The following is a 12,291-nucleotide window of genomic DNA, read 5'->3' on the forward strand; positions in this document are numbered from 1 at the left end:
GGATCCGGAGGTGACGGGGTTCAGTCCTCCTGGGGGGCGCGCTCCTCAGGGGTCGCGGGCGGGATCGGGAAGATCCGGCTGATCACCGCCACCGGTGCGGCCTGGTCCGGGCGCGTCGAGGGCAGTCACTCCCGGGCCTGGTAGGGGGCCGGCAACCGCCGTACCTTCTCGCCGAGGCTCAACTGGCGCAGGTGATCGACGACATGTTCCTCACCGTGTACGTTGCCGAGGGCGCCGGTCTCGCGGCCAACCAAGCGGACGTGGACCTGCGGCTGTTCGTCCGGGACTGCGACGACGACGGTGTATGGCACGTGGGGAACATCCTGAACCCGGTCGTCGACGAACCGGTGAGCAGCCGCCGGCTCCAGGACGCCGGCGAAGGCTGCCTCTCCGTCCCCGGCCCGCGCCACGACCTCGGCAGCGAGGACCACACGGTCGTGCGCGGCTACGACAAGGACGCCAACCCCCCTTCTCCCCGAAGGCGTCGAGTGCCCCGACCCGGCTTCCCAGCCGCCCGCATCGCCTCTCTACCAGGCCCGGGCCCGAGACGAGGGCGGCGAGGATGTCGCCGTGGGCGGCTGACGGGACAGCGGGCCGCGGGTCGCCCGGTGCGACAATGGCGCCCATGGACGTGGACGGACTCGCACCTCTCGTCGAGCGCGCCCGGGGGCTCGCCCGGGACGGGCGGCGGCGTGTGCTCGGGATCGCGGGCCCGCCCGGCGCCGGGAAGTCGACGCTCGCCGCCGAACTCGTCGCCCGGCTAGACGGCGCCGCCGTCCTCGTACCCATGGACGGCTTCCATCTCGCCCAGGCCGAACTGGAACGCCTCGGCCGCGCCGGCCGCAAGGGTGCACCCGACACCTTCGACGTCGCCGGCTACACCGCCCTGCTCACCCGGCTGCGCGCCACCGAACCCGGCGTCACCGTCTACGCGCCCGCCTTCCACCGGGACCTGGAGGAGCCGGTGGCCGGGGCGATCCCCGTACCGCCGGACATCCCGCTGGTGATCACCGAGGGCAACTACCTCCTGCACGACGAGGGCCCCTGGGCCGCCGTCCTCCCCCTGCTCGACGAGGCCTGGTACACGGACCTGGACGATCGCACCCGCGTCGCCCGGCTCGTCGCCCGCCACATCCGCTTCGGCAAGACTCCGGCGCACGCCGAACGCTGGGTCGCCGGCTCCGACGAGGCCAACGCCCGCCTGGTGGTCCGGGGGAGAGCCCGCGCCCGCCTCGTCGTCCACATGACGTAGGCGTCGGCGGCGGACGTCAGCGGGACGTGAGGGCGATGGTCATCGGGGCTCCGATGAAGTCGTGGTCGAACGAGCCGTGGATGTGCTTGAACAGGGTCTGGTCCTCGTAATACAGAGGCTCGTCCACGTCCGCGTCCATCATCTGGGAGTCAGGCGTGTCGGCGCCGAATCCCTCGGGGTCAGGCAGCTTCATCAGCAAGGTGGCGGTGCCGTCCGCCTCGGCGAGGCGGAGCACCTCGCCGCCGAGCGAGCTTGTGGGCAGCATGTGGACGATCAGGCCGCCACCGTCGGTCTGGACGGGGATCATGGTCCGCGAGCGCTCTGTGTCCGGAGTGAAGGACCACTTGCGCTTTCCGGTGAGCGTGTCGAACGCGTGGATGGAGTCGGGCCCGCCGGCCTTGTGCGTCGCCAGATAGAGGGTGTCGGCCGTGGCGAGGACTCCGCCGCACTGACGGCGCTGGCCGCCGCAACCCGTGTCGTAGACGTCCTCCACCTTCCAGGTGGCCTGGACCCCCCCTTGGGCGAAAGGGAGATCAGCCGGCTGGGAGCGTCGTGCTCGGGCAGGCCGGTGTCGACGCCCACGACCAAGGGATCGACGGACGTGATCCAGGTGTCGGTGGCCTGGACCGTGTACAGCCAGGACGTCTTCCCGGTCGAGGGACCGCGGTGCCCGACCCGGTGGGTGCCGTTCTCGAAGTCCCCGGCGCACAGGCTGTGCGTGACGAGAACCGTCTCTCCCGTGTGCTCATCGCTCTCGCATCCGTCGGCCGGGGCGTTCCAGATGGTCTTCCCCGTGGCCGGTTCGAAGCCGAACGAGCCGCCCGCCGCGGTGGCCTTGCTCCCGAACGTGGGCCAGCCGATCGCGGCCACCCGGTCGGTCACGGCCACCGTCATGCTCAGCCCCAAGGGCCCGATCACGGTCTTCAGCGTGGACTGCCACACGACACCGCCCTTGGTGATGTCGATGACGACGAACTTGGTGCAGGGGCTCTTGAGTTCCTTGCCGTCGCGGTAGGAGACGGCCACCAGCCCCTTGCTCGACCGCGTGGGCGAGGCCGCGCAGATGTCGCCGTCGAGGGGAACCGACCACCGCGCACGTCCGGTCGCGGTGTCATAGCCGGTCACCGCGTCCGAGACGCCGGTCGCATAGGCGGTCCCGGACAGCCACGCCCCGCGCGCCGACACGGTCCGCCCCTCGGGGCGTCGACCTTCCAGGCGACTCCCCCCTCGGTGGACGACCGCTTCGGCGTGGGTGAAGCCGGGGCCGACGAGGACGACGGGGCGGCGCTCTCGCCGGAGTCGTCCTGGCGCCCCATGACCGAGGTCGCCCACACGACTCCACCCGCCACCACGGCCAAGGCCGCCGCCACGCCGATCAGCAGGCGGGCGCGACCGCGCTTCCGTCCGGGAGGCGGGCCGGGCGGAGGTGTCTGCTGAAGCGGTGGGCCGAAGGAACCGTAAAGGCCGTAGGGGCCCTGGGGGTTGTGGGGGCCATGAGGAGACGGCGGACCGGGCGGCATCGGCTGTTGCGACACGCAGAGCACCAATCCTTGATCAACGGACGGGACAGGGAACTCTCTCCGTCACCTTCGCAAACCAGATCGAATACCGGCCAGGGGTGGATTGTTGCTCCGCGGGCGCCGACCTGCGTATCCGGCCGCCGATCGCTCCGGCCGCGGAGGCGAGTCCGTTCGGCGGCGCCGCGGGCGCGCAGCGCCGCGAGGGTGGCCGCGCCGAGGTGGCCGCGTGCTCCTGTCACCAAGATCATGTGAATCGCGGTCTTCCGTCGTTCCGTCGTTCCGTCGGGGTTCTCTTCGGTAACTACGCTCGATCCTCGATCGCCCGCACCCCGGCCACAAGGACGCACTTTGATGTCACCCACGCACACCGAGGTAACCGCCCCCGCCGGCGCTGCCGACCCCACCGGTCCTGCCGCCCCCGCCGACCTCGACCCCTGCGGGCGCGTGGACCATCCCGACTGCGGCATCCGCGACGTCCTGGACCGCATCGGCGACAAGTGGTCGGTGCTCGTGATCGTCGAACTCGCGGGCGGACCACGCCGGTTCCGCGAGCTGCAGCGCGCCGTCGACGGCATCTCCCAGCGCATGCTCACCCTCACCGTCCGCCGGCTCGAACGGGACGGACTCGTGCTGCGCACCGTGTACCCGACCGTCCCGGCGCAGGTCGACTACCGCCTGACCGAGACGGGGGCCGGCCTCACACATCTGGTCAAGGCGCTCGCCGACTGGTCGCTGGAGCACCGCGCCGTCATCGCCGAGGCGCGGCACACGTACGACCGGGCCCACACCGACCACGACATCCGCTGACCGGCTCCGACCCGCTGACCCGCCGACCTGCCGACCCGCCGACCCGGTCGCGGGCCGGCTCAGCCGTACATCGCCACCCGCTGGAACGCGGCGAGCGCGGCGTCGATGGGGTGCGGCAGAGGGCGGCCGTCGGCATCGAGGGTGTTCCAGCGCTGGCGGTTGACCGCGAGGGCCAGCCGGCGTTCGCCGTCGGCGCGGATCGCGGCGAGGGTCCCGCCGCCCCAGACCGTACCGCCGTGGCCCCAGTAGGAGCCCGGGCCGGACACGTTGTCCGGGTCGATCGGGTAGAGGCCGAGGCCGTAGTCGATCAGCTTGCTCTCCTGGGAGACGATCCGCACTGTACGCCGCATCTCCGCGAGCGAGGACGGGCGGACGATCTCGCCGGCCAGCAGCAGGCGGAAGAAGCGGTTCAGGTCCGCGACGGTCGAGACCAGGGCAGCGGCCGGGCCCACGAAGGACAGGTCGTAGACGCTGTATTCGCGCGGCGGCTCGAGCATGCCGAACCAGCTCTCGTAGAGGCGTGAACGCGGCCCGTGGACGTACGGATCGGTGGGGAATCCGGTGTCGCGCAGGCCGGCCCGCTCGATGACCTGGCGGGTGATGAACTCCTCGGCCGGCATGCCGGTCACCTGCCGGAGGAGTTCGCCGAGGAGCAGGTAGTTGGTGTTGGAGTAGGTCCCGGGGGTGCTGCCCGGGGCGCCGGTGGCGGGGGCGGCGACGCCCATCCCGATCAGCTCGACGGGGTCGAACCGGGTGAACCGGTGGTCGTCCAGGCTCTCCGGCCGGGTGTCCGCGACGACCGGGAACCCCTTGAGGGAGGGGTAGGCGTACGGGAGGTACTCGGCGAGGCCGCTGGTGTGGTCGATCAGCATCCGTACGGTGATCGCGGCGCCGCGCTCCCCGGGGACCAGCCGCGGCAGATACCGGCCGACCGGCGCGTCGAGCCCGATCTCGCCGCTCTCGACGAGCCGGAGCACGGCGGCGGAGCTGAAGGGTTTGGTGACGCTGCCGACGCGGTGGCGCATGTCCGCGGTGACCGGGGTGCCGGTGGCGAGGTCGGCGACGCCGGCGGCACCGCGCCAGACCTGATCGCCCGCCCGGACCTCGGCGAACAGGCCGGGCACACCGGCGCGGTGGACGTCATGGAGAGCGGCGTTCAGCTGTGCGGGATCGAGCGGGTTCCTCATGACGTGCGTCCTTTCGGTCACCTGTCCCGGCGGCGGCACACGGGTGGCCTGGCATCGGCCGCCGGCTCGTGTCCTCATTATGCACGCGGTGCGTGCAACACCAAGTGCACACGTTAGACTGCGAGTTGGCGGGGGCGGACGAGAGGTGGGAGACAGGGTGACGAGCCGAAGGCGTCGCTGGTCGAGCGGCGACATACTCGACGCGGCGGCCGAGTTGCTGCGGACGGGAGACGCCGAGTCGTTCAGTGTGCGCCGGCTCGCCGCGACCCTCGGTACGGACTCCTCCAGCCTCTACCGGCATTTCCGCAGCAAGACGGAGCTGATGCGGGCGGTCGCGGACCGGCTCCTGCTGGCCGCCATGGGCGGGTACCGCCCCGAGGGCGACTGGAAGCAGCGCATCACCGCCCTGGCGCTGCGCGTGCGCGACGTCTTCGGCACGCAGCCCCAACTCGCCGCAGTCTGGGGCCGTTACGGGTCGGGTGGCCTGGGCTCCCGGCTGGTCATGGAGGAAGTGCTCCAGGCTCTGCGCGCCGCAGGTCTGCCCGACGAGGAGATCCCGGTGCGCTACCACCGGATCGTGGTGCTCCTCACCGCGCTGATCACCTCCGAGGCGGGGGCCGGCGGCCTCACGCCCGAGGAGAACGAACAGGGCATGGAGTTGTTCCGCGTCGCCGTCCTGGGCGCCGACCCCGAACGCTTCCCCGCCCTGGCGCACTTCGCCCGCGACATCCGCCCCCTCGGCGCGGACCGGCTCGCCGCGTTCGAGGAGATCCTCGCCGACCACCTCGCCCACATCGAGAGCGCGCTCGGGCCCGCGGACCGGCCGGTCGACCCGTAAGAAGGGGCGGTCGGGGGCCTGTCACGTATATGGCCGACCCCGCCGGCGGCGGCTAGCCTCGACGGAGCGGGGCTGTACGGCAGCACCCGCGAGGCGACGGGGGGACCGATGCCGGGAACGGACCTGCTGGATCTGGGCGGACTGCGGCTCCCGCAGTGGCCGGATACCGAAATCAGGCTGGAAAGCGGGGGAGTTCCCGCCCGTCTGCTGGCGGCCACGGCGCTGCACGAGGGAACAGTCCTCCAACTCCAGGCGTATCGAGGCACGTCAGCCCAATGGGCCACCGTACGAGCCGAGTTCATCGACGGCGTCCGCGAGCAAGGAGGGACCGCCCGGGAGCGGACCGGGCCGCACGGCGTCGAGATCAGATGCACCCTGCCCGCGGACAGCGGCGAGGATCCCGAAGCCGGCCCGGATCTGCGGGTGCTGGGGCGGGAAGGCCCGGGGTGGCTGCTCCGGGGGACGGTCACGGGGCCGGACATCGACCCCGGCCCCGACCACGAGGACTGGGCCGCCGACTACTTCGCCGAGGTCGTGGTCGTCCCCGGCTTCGGCCGCCGTCGAGCCGTCTCGCTCGCCGCCGCGTGGGGCCGCGTCCGTACGGCCGAACCGATTCCGCTCCGCTTCCCCGCCTGACCCGACGGCCGCAAGACCCGGTGCCGCGGGGTATGCGGTGAACGGTCACGGCGAGAACCCTGGAGCGGAGCTTTCGCCGGCCGCCCCGGAGTGCGGCTGATCAGAGTCCGTTCCCCGCTCCGCGCCGTGCCAGGACCGGGCCCAGGAGGAGCGCCGCCGCCAGCAGCGCCGGGATGCCGATCGTCAGGGCGGTGTTGCCGCCGACGAGGGTCGTGAGGTTCCGCAGGATCAGGGCGAGGAAGGCCAGCAGGCCGATCAGGCCCAGCCCCGGCGCGACGGTGTTCGGCCAGGCCCAGGTCCGGTGGGTGCGATGCCGGGCGAAGAACACCACCACCGCCGCGCTGGTCATCGCGTACAGCGGGCGCAGCATGCGCTCGAACGCCGCGGCGCCGGACCGCCAGGGGAGGGACATGCCGTCAGCGTAACGACCGCCGTCGCGCGGCCGGGCCGCCCGTGGATCCCGATGGGGCGGTCCGGGCGCGGCGCGCGCGGTTACGGTGGGGCCATGACCCATGTGCCGGCGCTCCTCGTCATCGACATGCAGAACGCCCTCGCCGAGATCGCCCATCGCGCCGCCGGCACCATCGCGGTCATCGCCCGTCTCCGGGCCCGTGCCCGCGCCGCCGGTGTCCCCGTCGTCACCGTCCAGCACCACGGCCCCGGCCTCGAAGCCGGCACCCACGGCTGGCATGTCGTCCCCGAACTCGCCCCGGGGGCTGGCGAGTCGGTGATCGCCAAGACCAGTGCCGACAGTTTCCTCGACACCGACCTCGACGCCACCCTCCGGACTCTCGGCGTCACCGAGCTCGTCGTCACCGGCTTCGCCACCGAGATCTGCGTCGACACCACCGCCCGCCAGGCACTGAGCCGTCACTACGACCTCGTGCTCGTCGCGGACGGCCACACCACCTCCGTACGCGAGGAGGGCGACGGCCCCTACGCGGCGCCGGACGCCTCCCTCGCCCACCACAACGAGATCTTCCGCCACCTCGACTTCCCCGGCCGGTCGATCCGCGTCCTGCCCTCCGCCGACGTGGACTTCGCCCCGCCCCGCCCCCGCTGAGCCGCCGTTCACCGAACCGGAGCCTGGCGCCCCCACGCCCGCCGCCCACCCCGCGTCCGTCGCCCCCTCGCCCGCCGTCGAACCGGGCGGGTCGACGGGGACCGGGCGACTACCTGATGAACTGATGTCCGGTCGCCAGGACGTCGCGGGGCGTGCGGCCGGGCCCGCGCCCCGGCGCCTCCGGCGCGCGGGCCTGCGGCGGTGTGCGCGGCGGAGGCGCCCCGCGCGACCAACCCGCGCACCCGACCCCCTGGTTGACCGGACTGTCCTCCGATGCGCGGTCTCCGCCCCGCGCGGGTGGGTAACCTGGCGAGGACGGCCGACGAAAGGCGGGACGACGTGGGGTGGTTCCGGCGAGGGCCCCGGCGCGATGGCGAGGACGCGCCACGGGACCCGGAGTTCACGTACTTCTCCGAGCACGAGGCCGCGCTCTTCCGCGGCCGGGTCCGGCAGACCTTCGCCGAACTCGGGCTCGAAGTCTCCGTGTACGCCGACCACGTGACGGACGACTCGGGCCGCCGCTTCGGCCTCGCCAACCTCGCCGCCGTCTGCCACCACGACCCGCGCGGCACCCGCGTCTGGCCCCAGCTGATCAGCCGCCACGTCCGGCTCGTGGTCCGCGCCCTCGAAGGGCCCTCCGCCCTCGACACCCTGCCGCCCGAGCAGATCCGCTCCCAGCTCTACCCGCGCGTCGTCAGCGGCGACGGCATCGACCCCGGCACCTTCGGCTATGCCCGTCACGTCGCCCCCGGACTCTACGAAGTCCTCGCGCTCGACCTGCCGGAGAGCGTCATGACCCTCACCGACGAGGCGCTCGAACGGCTCGGCGACCCCGCCCGGCTGCGCGCCCGCGCGCTCGACAATCTGCGCGGACTGCCCGTCGAGGGCCACGAGACCGTCAAGGACGCCGACGGCATGAGCTTCGAGGTCATCCTCGGCGACTCCTTCTACACCGCCAGCCGCGTCCTCGACCTCGACGCCGTCGTCCGCCGCGTCACCGGCCGCCCGCTCACCCCGGACGGCGCCCTCGTCGCCATGCCCTTCCGGCACCAGCTCGCGTTCCACGTCATCCGCGACACCACCATCGTCCCCGCCCTCGGTGCGATGGCCTCCTTCGCCGCCTCCGGGTACGAGGACACCCCGGGCGCCATCAGTCCGTACGTCTTCTGGTGGCACTCCGGCACACTCACCCAGCTCAGCGAACACGGCGAGGAAGACGGGCAGTTGCGCATCGTCGTCGGCGACGAGTTCCAGTCTCTGCTCGAACGCCTCATCGTCCGCGACCCCGGATAGGTTGGAGGGAGAGGGCGCCGGGCCCGCGCGCGGCCATGCCCTAGGGTGGCCCGCCATGACCGACCCTGGAACCGTCTCCTGGCCGCCCGCCCCGATCCGGACCGAACGGCTCGTGCTCCGCGCCTCCGAGGCCCGCGACCGCGCGGTGTTCGTCGACCTCTTCGCCTCGCCCGAGGTGGGCACCTACATCGGCGGCGCCCAGCCGCGCGAGCGGCTCGAAAGCGCGGTCCCCGAGGTTCCCGGACAGCGCCCCGGCTTCTTCGTGATCGACCTCGACGGAGCGATGATCGGCGCGATCACGCTCGACCCGCGCGGCCCGGAGGACCCGGCCCGGGTGTCCCCGGGCGCCGGCGTGACCGACCTCGGCTATCTGCTCCTGCCGGAGGCGTGGGGACGCGGGTTCGCCGCCGAGGCGTGCGAGGCGGCCCTCGGGTGGTTCACCGCCGCGCACCCCGGTGAGCCGCTGGGGCTCCGTACCCGGACCGCGAACGACCGCGCGATGCGCCTCGCCGCGAAGCTGGGCTTCGCCGAGGTGGAACGCTTCGAGGCGTACGGCGCCGAGCAGTGGTCCGGCGTCCGGCCGCCCTCCGCCCGCTGAGCGCGCCGCCCGGGTGACGGTTCCCCGCCTCGGCGCGTCCGGGAAGCGGCGGGCGGGGTGGCGTCATCCGCGCCGGGCGGCTACGGGCAGCCTGACCGGGTCGGATTCCGTGCCGCCGTCCGGTTCGGCGAGGCCGGAACGGCCGACGGTTCGGCGGGTCCGGACCGAGGTGTCAGCCGGGCGATCAGCACGGCGAGCACGAGCCCGAGCGCGCCGAGGAGCGAGGCCCATGCCGGCAGCTCGCCGGCGCCGGCGCCCCCGGCGAGCAGGGCGCTGCCAGCCGCCGACCCCGCGGCGGATCCGAGGTACATCGCGGCCATCTGGAAGGCGACGACGGTCATGGCCTGCTCGGCGCGGCCGAGGGTGAGTGCCTGTTGCAGAACCGGCACGCAGGCCCAGCCGCTCGCGCCCCAGACCGCGGTGGCGACCAGCCACGCCACGGGGCTGTCGACGCGCCAGACGACGAGGAAGGAGGCGAGGAGGAAGACGGGGACGACGGGCATCAGCCGACGGGGACCCCACGCGTCGAGCGGTGTGCCGATCAGGCCCGAGGCGAGCACGCCGCCGATGCCCCAGGCCCAGACGAGCGCGAAACCCCAGGTACCCAGGCCGCGTTGGGCGGCCATCGGCAGCAGGTAGGTGTAGAGGCCGAGGCTTGCCATTCCCAGGGTGAAGGACAGCACGACGCCGAGTGCGACGCGCCGGTCCCCGAGCATGGTGCGGCCTCCGGAGCGACGGGCGGTGGGGAGTCGCGGCAGCGCGCCGGAGCGCGGGGCGAGGACGAGCATGCTCAGTACGCCGATGCATACGACGAATCCCATCGTTCCACGCCATCCCACCAGTTCGCCGATGAGCATGCCCAGCGGCACGCCGGCGACCGTTCCGAGGGACAGACCGAAGGTCACCAGTGCCATCGCCCGCCCGCGTTCATGCTCGGCCACGAGCGCTCCGGCCGTCGCCGTGGCGACCGCGGTGAGGACGCCGGCACCCGCGCCGGCCAGGACGCGGGAGGCCAGGAAGACGCCGAGGGCCGGAGCCAGCGCGGTGGCGAGGTTGCCGAGGTTGAACATGCCGAGCGCGACCAGCAGTGCCGTGCGGGTCGACCGGCCGACCAGGACGCGGGAGAGAAGCGGGCCCGCGGCCGCGTAGGCGGCGGTGAACGCGGTGACGCCCAGCCCGACCGCCCCGGCCGTCGTGGCCAGGGAGTCGGCCATGTCCGGCAGGACGCCCGCGAGGACGTACGCGTCGATGCCCAGGGAGACCCCGGCGAGGGCCAGCGGCCAGACCTTCCCGATCACGAGGCGTCCTCCTCGGCTTCGGCCGCGCCCGCCTCCTCGTAGCCGGCCAGGATCGTCCGCACCAGGCCGGGGAACCGCGCGTCGAGGTCCTCGGAGCGGAGCCGGATCATGCATTTGCGTCCCTCGGCGCGGACGAAGACCACACCGGATTCGCGCAGCAGGCTCGTGTGGTGGGTGAGTGTCGAGCGTGGCAGGTCCGGGCCGAGATCGAGGCTGTCGACCTCCCCGCGCTCGCTCAGCGCGCGCACCATCGTCAGGCGCAGGGGCTCACTGAGCGCGAACAGCACGCGTGGGAGCGCGATCTCATCGACGTCGGGATGGTGGTACGTGCGGACCGCGGCCATCGCGTCACTCCAATCGTTCGAGAATTCCCGCACAAATATAGTGCGAGAATTCTCGAACGATCAACCCCGGTACCGCCTCCCGCCGGCCTCCGAGACGGGCGAAGGAGGAACAGCGGCCCAGCCTCTGACGCCGAGAACGACCAGGGCCGGCCGGCGTGGCACACCCCCGTGGACACCGTCCTGGGCGTCGGGACCAGGACGAAGGGGCGTACGCGGTCGCGGGGCCCCGGACCGGCGGGGCAGGATGCTGTACGTCGAGGAGGAGATCACCCATGACCGAGAGCCCCGCGCCCCGGAGCACCACGCCCGAGGCCGCCGAGAGCGCCCCCGCCCCCTTCACCGCCGCCGACTACCGGGCCCGGATGGCCCGCGCCGCCGAGTCCGCCGCCGAGGCGGGACTCGCCGGCGTGCTCGTCGCGCCCGGCCCCGACCTCACGTACCTCACCGGCTACCGGCCCACCGCGATCACCGAACGGCTCACCGTCCTCGTTCTCGTCCCCGGCGGCGATCCCGTCCTCGTCGTCCCCGCGCTGGAGGCCCCGGACGCGGCGAAGGCCGCCGGCGCCGCCGCGTTCACCGTGCGGGACTGGACCGACGCCAAGGACCCGTACGCCGTCACCGCGCCCCTGCTCGACGCCGCCGGGCGCTTCGGCGTCAGCGACAACACCTGGGCCCTGCATCTGCTCGGCCTCCAGCAGGCCCTGCCCGGCACCTCGTACGCCTCGCTCACCGAGGCCCTGCCGATGCTCCGCGCCGTCAAGGACCCGCACGAGCTGGCCCGGATCGCCGCCGCCGGGGCCGCCGCCGACGAGACGTACGGCGAGATCCTGAAGGTCCGTTTCGCCGGCCGTACGGAGAACGACGTCGCCGCCGACCTGGCCGCGCTGCTGCTGGGCTTCGGGCACTCGCAGGTCGACTTCACCGTCGTCGGCTCCGGCCCGAACGGCGCCAACCCGCACCACGAGGCAGGCGACCGGACGATCGAGCACGGCGACATGGTGGTCCTCGACTTCGGCGGCCTCAAGCACGGCTACGGCTCCGACACCACCCGTACCGTCCACGTCGGCGAGCCCACCGCCGAGGAGCGGCGCGTCCACGACCTCGTCCGGGAGGCGCAGCAGGCCGGCTTCGAGGCGGTCCGGACCGGGGCCGCCTGCCAGGACGTGGACCGCGCCGCGCGCAAGGTGATCACGGACGCGGGCTACGGCGAGTACTTCATCCACCGCACCGGCCACGGCATCGGCGTCACCACGCACGAACCCCCGTACATGATCGAGGGCGAGGAGCGGCCCGTCGTCCCCGGCATGTGCTTCTCCATCGAGCCGGGGATCTATCTGCCCGGCCGCTTCGGCGTGCGCATCGAGGACATCGTGACGCTGACGGAGGACGGCACCGGCCGCCGCTTCAACAACACCCCGCGCGAGATGGCCCTCGTCGAGTAGCGGCCGCGCACAC

General features: G+C 73.0%; 13 protein-coding genes and 2 pseudogenes. 9 read left to right on the forward strand and 6 right to left on the reverse strand.

What is annotated here, in order from left to right; all coding sequences use genetic code 11:
- Positions 1 to 179 precede the first annotated feature (179 nt).
- Together ABZ693_RS13840 and ABZ693_RS13845 are read left to right on the forward strand one after the other, a co-directional pair.
- Positions 180 to 467, forward strand: a pseudogene (locus tag ABZ693_RS13840) (peptide deformylase); the annotation flags it as partial.
- A gap of 149 nt (positions 468 to 616) precedes the next feature.
- Complete coding sequence (locus tag ABZ693_RS13845) at positions 617 to 1,252, forward strand: nucleoside/nucleotide kinase family protein (RefSeq protein WP_435842416.1); 636 nt, start codon at positions 617 to 619, stop codon at positions 1,250 to 1,252.
- Between the two features lie 16 nt (positions 1,253 to 1,268).
- Here the strand turns inward: ABZ693_RS13845 and ABZ693_RS13850 are convergent, their stop codons facing one another.
- Positions 1,269 to 1,745, reverse strand: coding sequence for a hypothetical protein (locus ABZ693_RS13850; RefSeq protein ID WP_359876201.1), 477 nt, complete (start codon positions 1,743 to 1,745; stop codon positions 1,269 to 1,271).
- Between the two features lie 74 nt (positions 1,746 to 1,819).
- Positions 1,820 to 2,584: pseudogene (locus tag ABZ693_RS13855) on the reverse strand (outer membrane protein assembly factor BamB family protein); the annotation flags it as partial.
- A 539-nt stretch (positions 2,585 to 3,123) separates the two neighbouring features.
- Here ABZ693_RS13855 and ABZ693_RS13860 point away from each other — a divergent pair.
- Complete coding sequence (locus ABZ693_RS13860; protein WP_359876144.1) at positions 3,124 to 3,579, forward strand: winged helix-turn-helix transcriptional regulator; 456 nt, start codon at positions 3,124 to 3,126, stop codon at positions 3,577 to 3,579.
- A 59-nt stretch (positions 3,580 to 3,638) separates the two neighbouring features.
- On the opposite strand, the gene ABZ693_RS13865 is transcribed toward ABZ693_RS13860, so the two are convergent.
- On the reverse strand, positions 3,639 to 4,766 hold the full coding sequence (locus ABZ693_RS13865) for a serine hydrolase domain-containing protein (protein WP_359876145.1): 1,128 nt from the start codon (positions 4,764 to 4,766) through the stop codon (positions 3,639 to 3,641).
- A 157-nt stretch (positions 4,767 to 4,923) separates the two neighbouring features.
- Here ABZ693_RS13865 and ABZ693_RS13870 point away from each other — a divergent pair, with 157 nt between their 5' ends.
- Together ABZ693_RS13870 and ABZ693_RS13875 are read left to right on the forward strand one after the other, a co-directional pair.
- Positions 4,924 to 5,604, forward strand: coding sequence for a TetR/AcrR family transcriptional regulator (locus ABZ693_RS13870; protein ID WP_359876146.1), 681 nt, complete (start codon positions 4,924 to 4,926; stop codon positions 5,602 to 5,604).
- Between the two features lie 108 nt (positions 5,605 to 5,712).
- Positions 5,713 to 6,240 carry a DUF3710 domain-containing protein gene (locus ABZ693_RS13875; RefSeq protein ID WP_359876148.1) on the forward strand — a complete coding sequence of 176 codons (528 nt, stop codon included), beginning with the start codon at positions 5,713 to 5,715 and terminating at the stop codon, positions 6,238 to 6,240.
- 100 nt (positions 6,241 to 6,340) lie between these two features.
- Here ABZ693_RS13875 and ABZ693_RS13880 read toward each other — a convergent pair whose 3' ends face one another.
- Positions 6,341 to 6,652 (reverse strand): hypothetical protein, encoded by a 312-nt coding sequence (locus ABZ693_RS13880; protein ID WP_359876149.1) that lies wholly within the window; start codon positions 6,650 to 6,652, stop codon positions 6,341 to 6,343.
- A 93-nt stretch (positions 6,653 to 6,745) separates the two neighbouring features.
- Between ABZ693_RS13880 and ABZ693_RS13885 the strand changes: the two genes are divergently transcribed.
- The 3 genes from ABZ693_RS13885 (at position 6,746) to ABZ693_RS13895 (ending at position 9,194) form a co-directional block, all read left to right on the forward strand.
- On the forward strand, positions 6,746 to 7,303 hold the full coding sequence (locus ABZ693_RS13885) for a cysteine hydrolase family protein (RefSeq protein WP_359876150.1): 558 nt from the start codon (positions 6,746 to 6,748) through the stop codon (positions 7,301 to 7,303).
- Positions 7,304 to 7,642: 339 nt separating this feature from the next.
- Positions 7,643 to 8,596: a DUF1444 domain-containing protein gene (locus ABZ693_RS13890; protein WP_359876151.1), complete on the forward strand. Its 954-nt coding sequence runs from the start codon at positions 7,643 to 7,645 to the stop codon at positions 8,594 to 8,596.
- Positions 8,597 to 8,651: 55 nt separating this feature from the next.
- Positions 8,652 to 9,194: a GNAT family N-acetyltransferase gene (locus ABZ693_RS13895; RefSeq protein ID WP_359876152.1), complete on the forward strand. Its 543-nt coding sequence runs from the start codon at positions 8,652 to 8,654 to the stop codon at positions 9,192 to 9,194.
- An 80-nt stretch (positions 9,195 to 9,274) separates the two neighbouring features.
- On the opposite strand, the gene ABZ693_RS13900 is transcribed toward ABZ693_RS13895, so the two are convergent.
- Both ABZ693_RS13900 and ABZ693_RS13905 read right to left on the reverse strand, forming a co-directional pair.
- The gene (locus tag ABZ693_RS13900; RefSeq protein WP_359876153.1) at positions 9,275 to 10,492 is read right to left on the reverse strand and encodes an MFS transporter; all 1,218 of its coding nucleotides are present in this window, start codon (positions 10,490 to 10,492) and stop codon (positions 9,275 to 9,277) included.
- Positions 10,489 to 10,836, reverse strand: coding sequence for an ArsR/SmtB family transcription factor (locus ABZ693_RS13905; RefSeq protein ID WP_359876155.1), 348 nt, complete (start codon positions 10,834 to 10,836; stop codon positions 10,489 to 10,491). Before ABZ693_RS13905 ends, ABZ693_RS13900 begins: the two co-directional genes overlap by 4 nt.
- A gap of 272 nt (positions 10,837 to 11,108) precedes the next feature.
- Here ABZ693_RS13905 and ABZ693_RS13910 point away from each other — a divergent pair, with 272 nt between their 5' ends.
- Positions 11,109 to 12,278, forward strand: a complete 1,170-nt coding sequence (locus ABZ693_RS13910) for an aminopeptidase P family protein (RefSeq protein WP_359876157.1) — start codon at positions 11,109 to 11,111, stop codon at positions 12,276 to 12,278.
- Positions 12,279 to 12,291: the final 13 nt, after the last annotated feature.

The organism is Streptomyces laurentii, assembly GCF_040635425.1.
Lineage (GTDB): Bacteria > Actinomycetota > Actinomycetes > Streptomycetales > Streptomycetaceae > Streptomyces > Streptomyces laurentii.

Coding starts and splice junctions, on each gene's coding strand:
- ABZ693_RS13845 (WP_435842416.1), top strand. CDS start 617: ATGGCGCCCATGGACGTGGACGGACTCGCACCTCTCGTCGAGCGCGCC.
- ABZ693_RS13860 (WP_359876144.1), top strand. CDS start 3,124: ATGTCACCCACGCACACCGAGGTAACCGCCCCCGCCGGCGCTGCCGAC.
- ABZ693_RS13865 (WP_359876145.1), bottom strand. CDS start 4,766: ATGAGGAACCCGCTCGATCCCGCACAGCTGAACGCCGCTCTCCATGAC.
- ABZ693_RS13875 (WP_359876148.1), top strand. CDS start 5,713: ATGCCGGGAACGGACCTGCTGGATCTGGGCGGACTGCGGCTCCCGCAG.
- ABZ693_RS13880 (WP_359876149.1), bottom strand. CDS start 6,652: ATGTCCCTCCCCTGGCGGTCCGGCGCCGCGGCGTTCGAGCGCATGCTG.
- ABZ693_RS13885 (WP_359876150.1), top strand. CDS start 6,746: ATGACCCATGTGCCGGCGCTCCTCGTCATCGACATGCAGAACGCCCTC.
- ABZ693_RS13895 (WP_359876152.1), top strand. CDS start 8,652: ATGACCGACCCTGGAACCGTCTCCTGGCCGCCCGCCCCGATCCGGACC.
- ABZ693_RS13905 (WP_359876155.1), bottom strand. CDS start 10,836: ATGGCCGCGGTCCGCACGTACCACCATCCCGACGTCGATGAGATCGCG.
- ABZ693_RS13910 (WP_359876157.1), top strand. CDS start 11,109: ATGACCGAGAGCCCCGCGCCCCGGAGCACCACGCCCGAGGCCGCCGAG.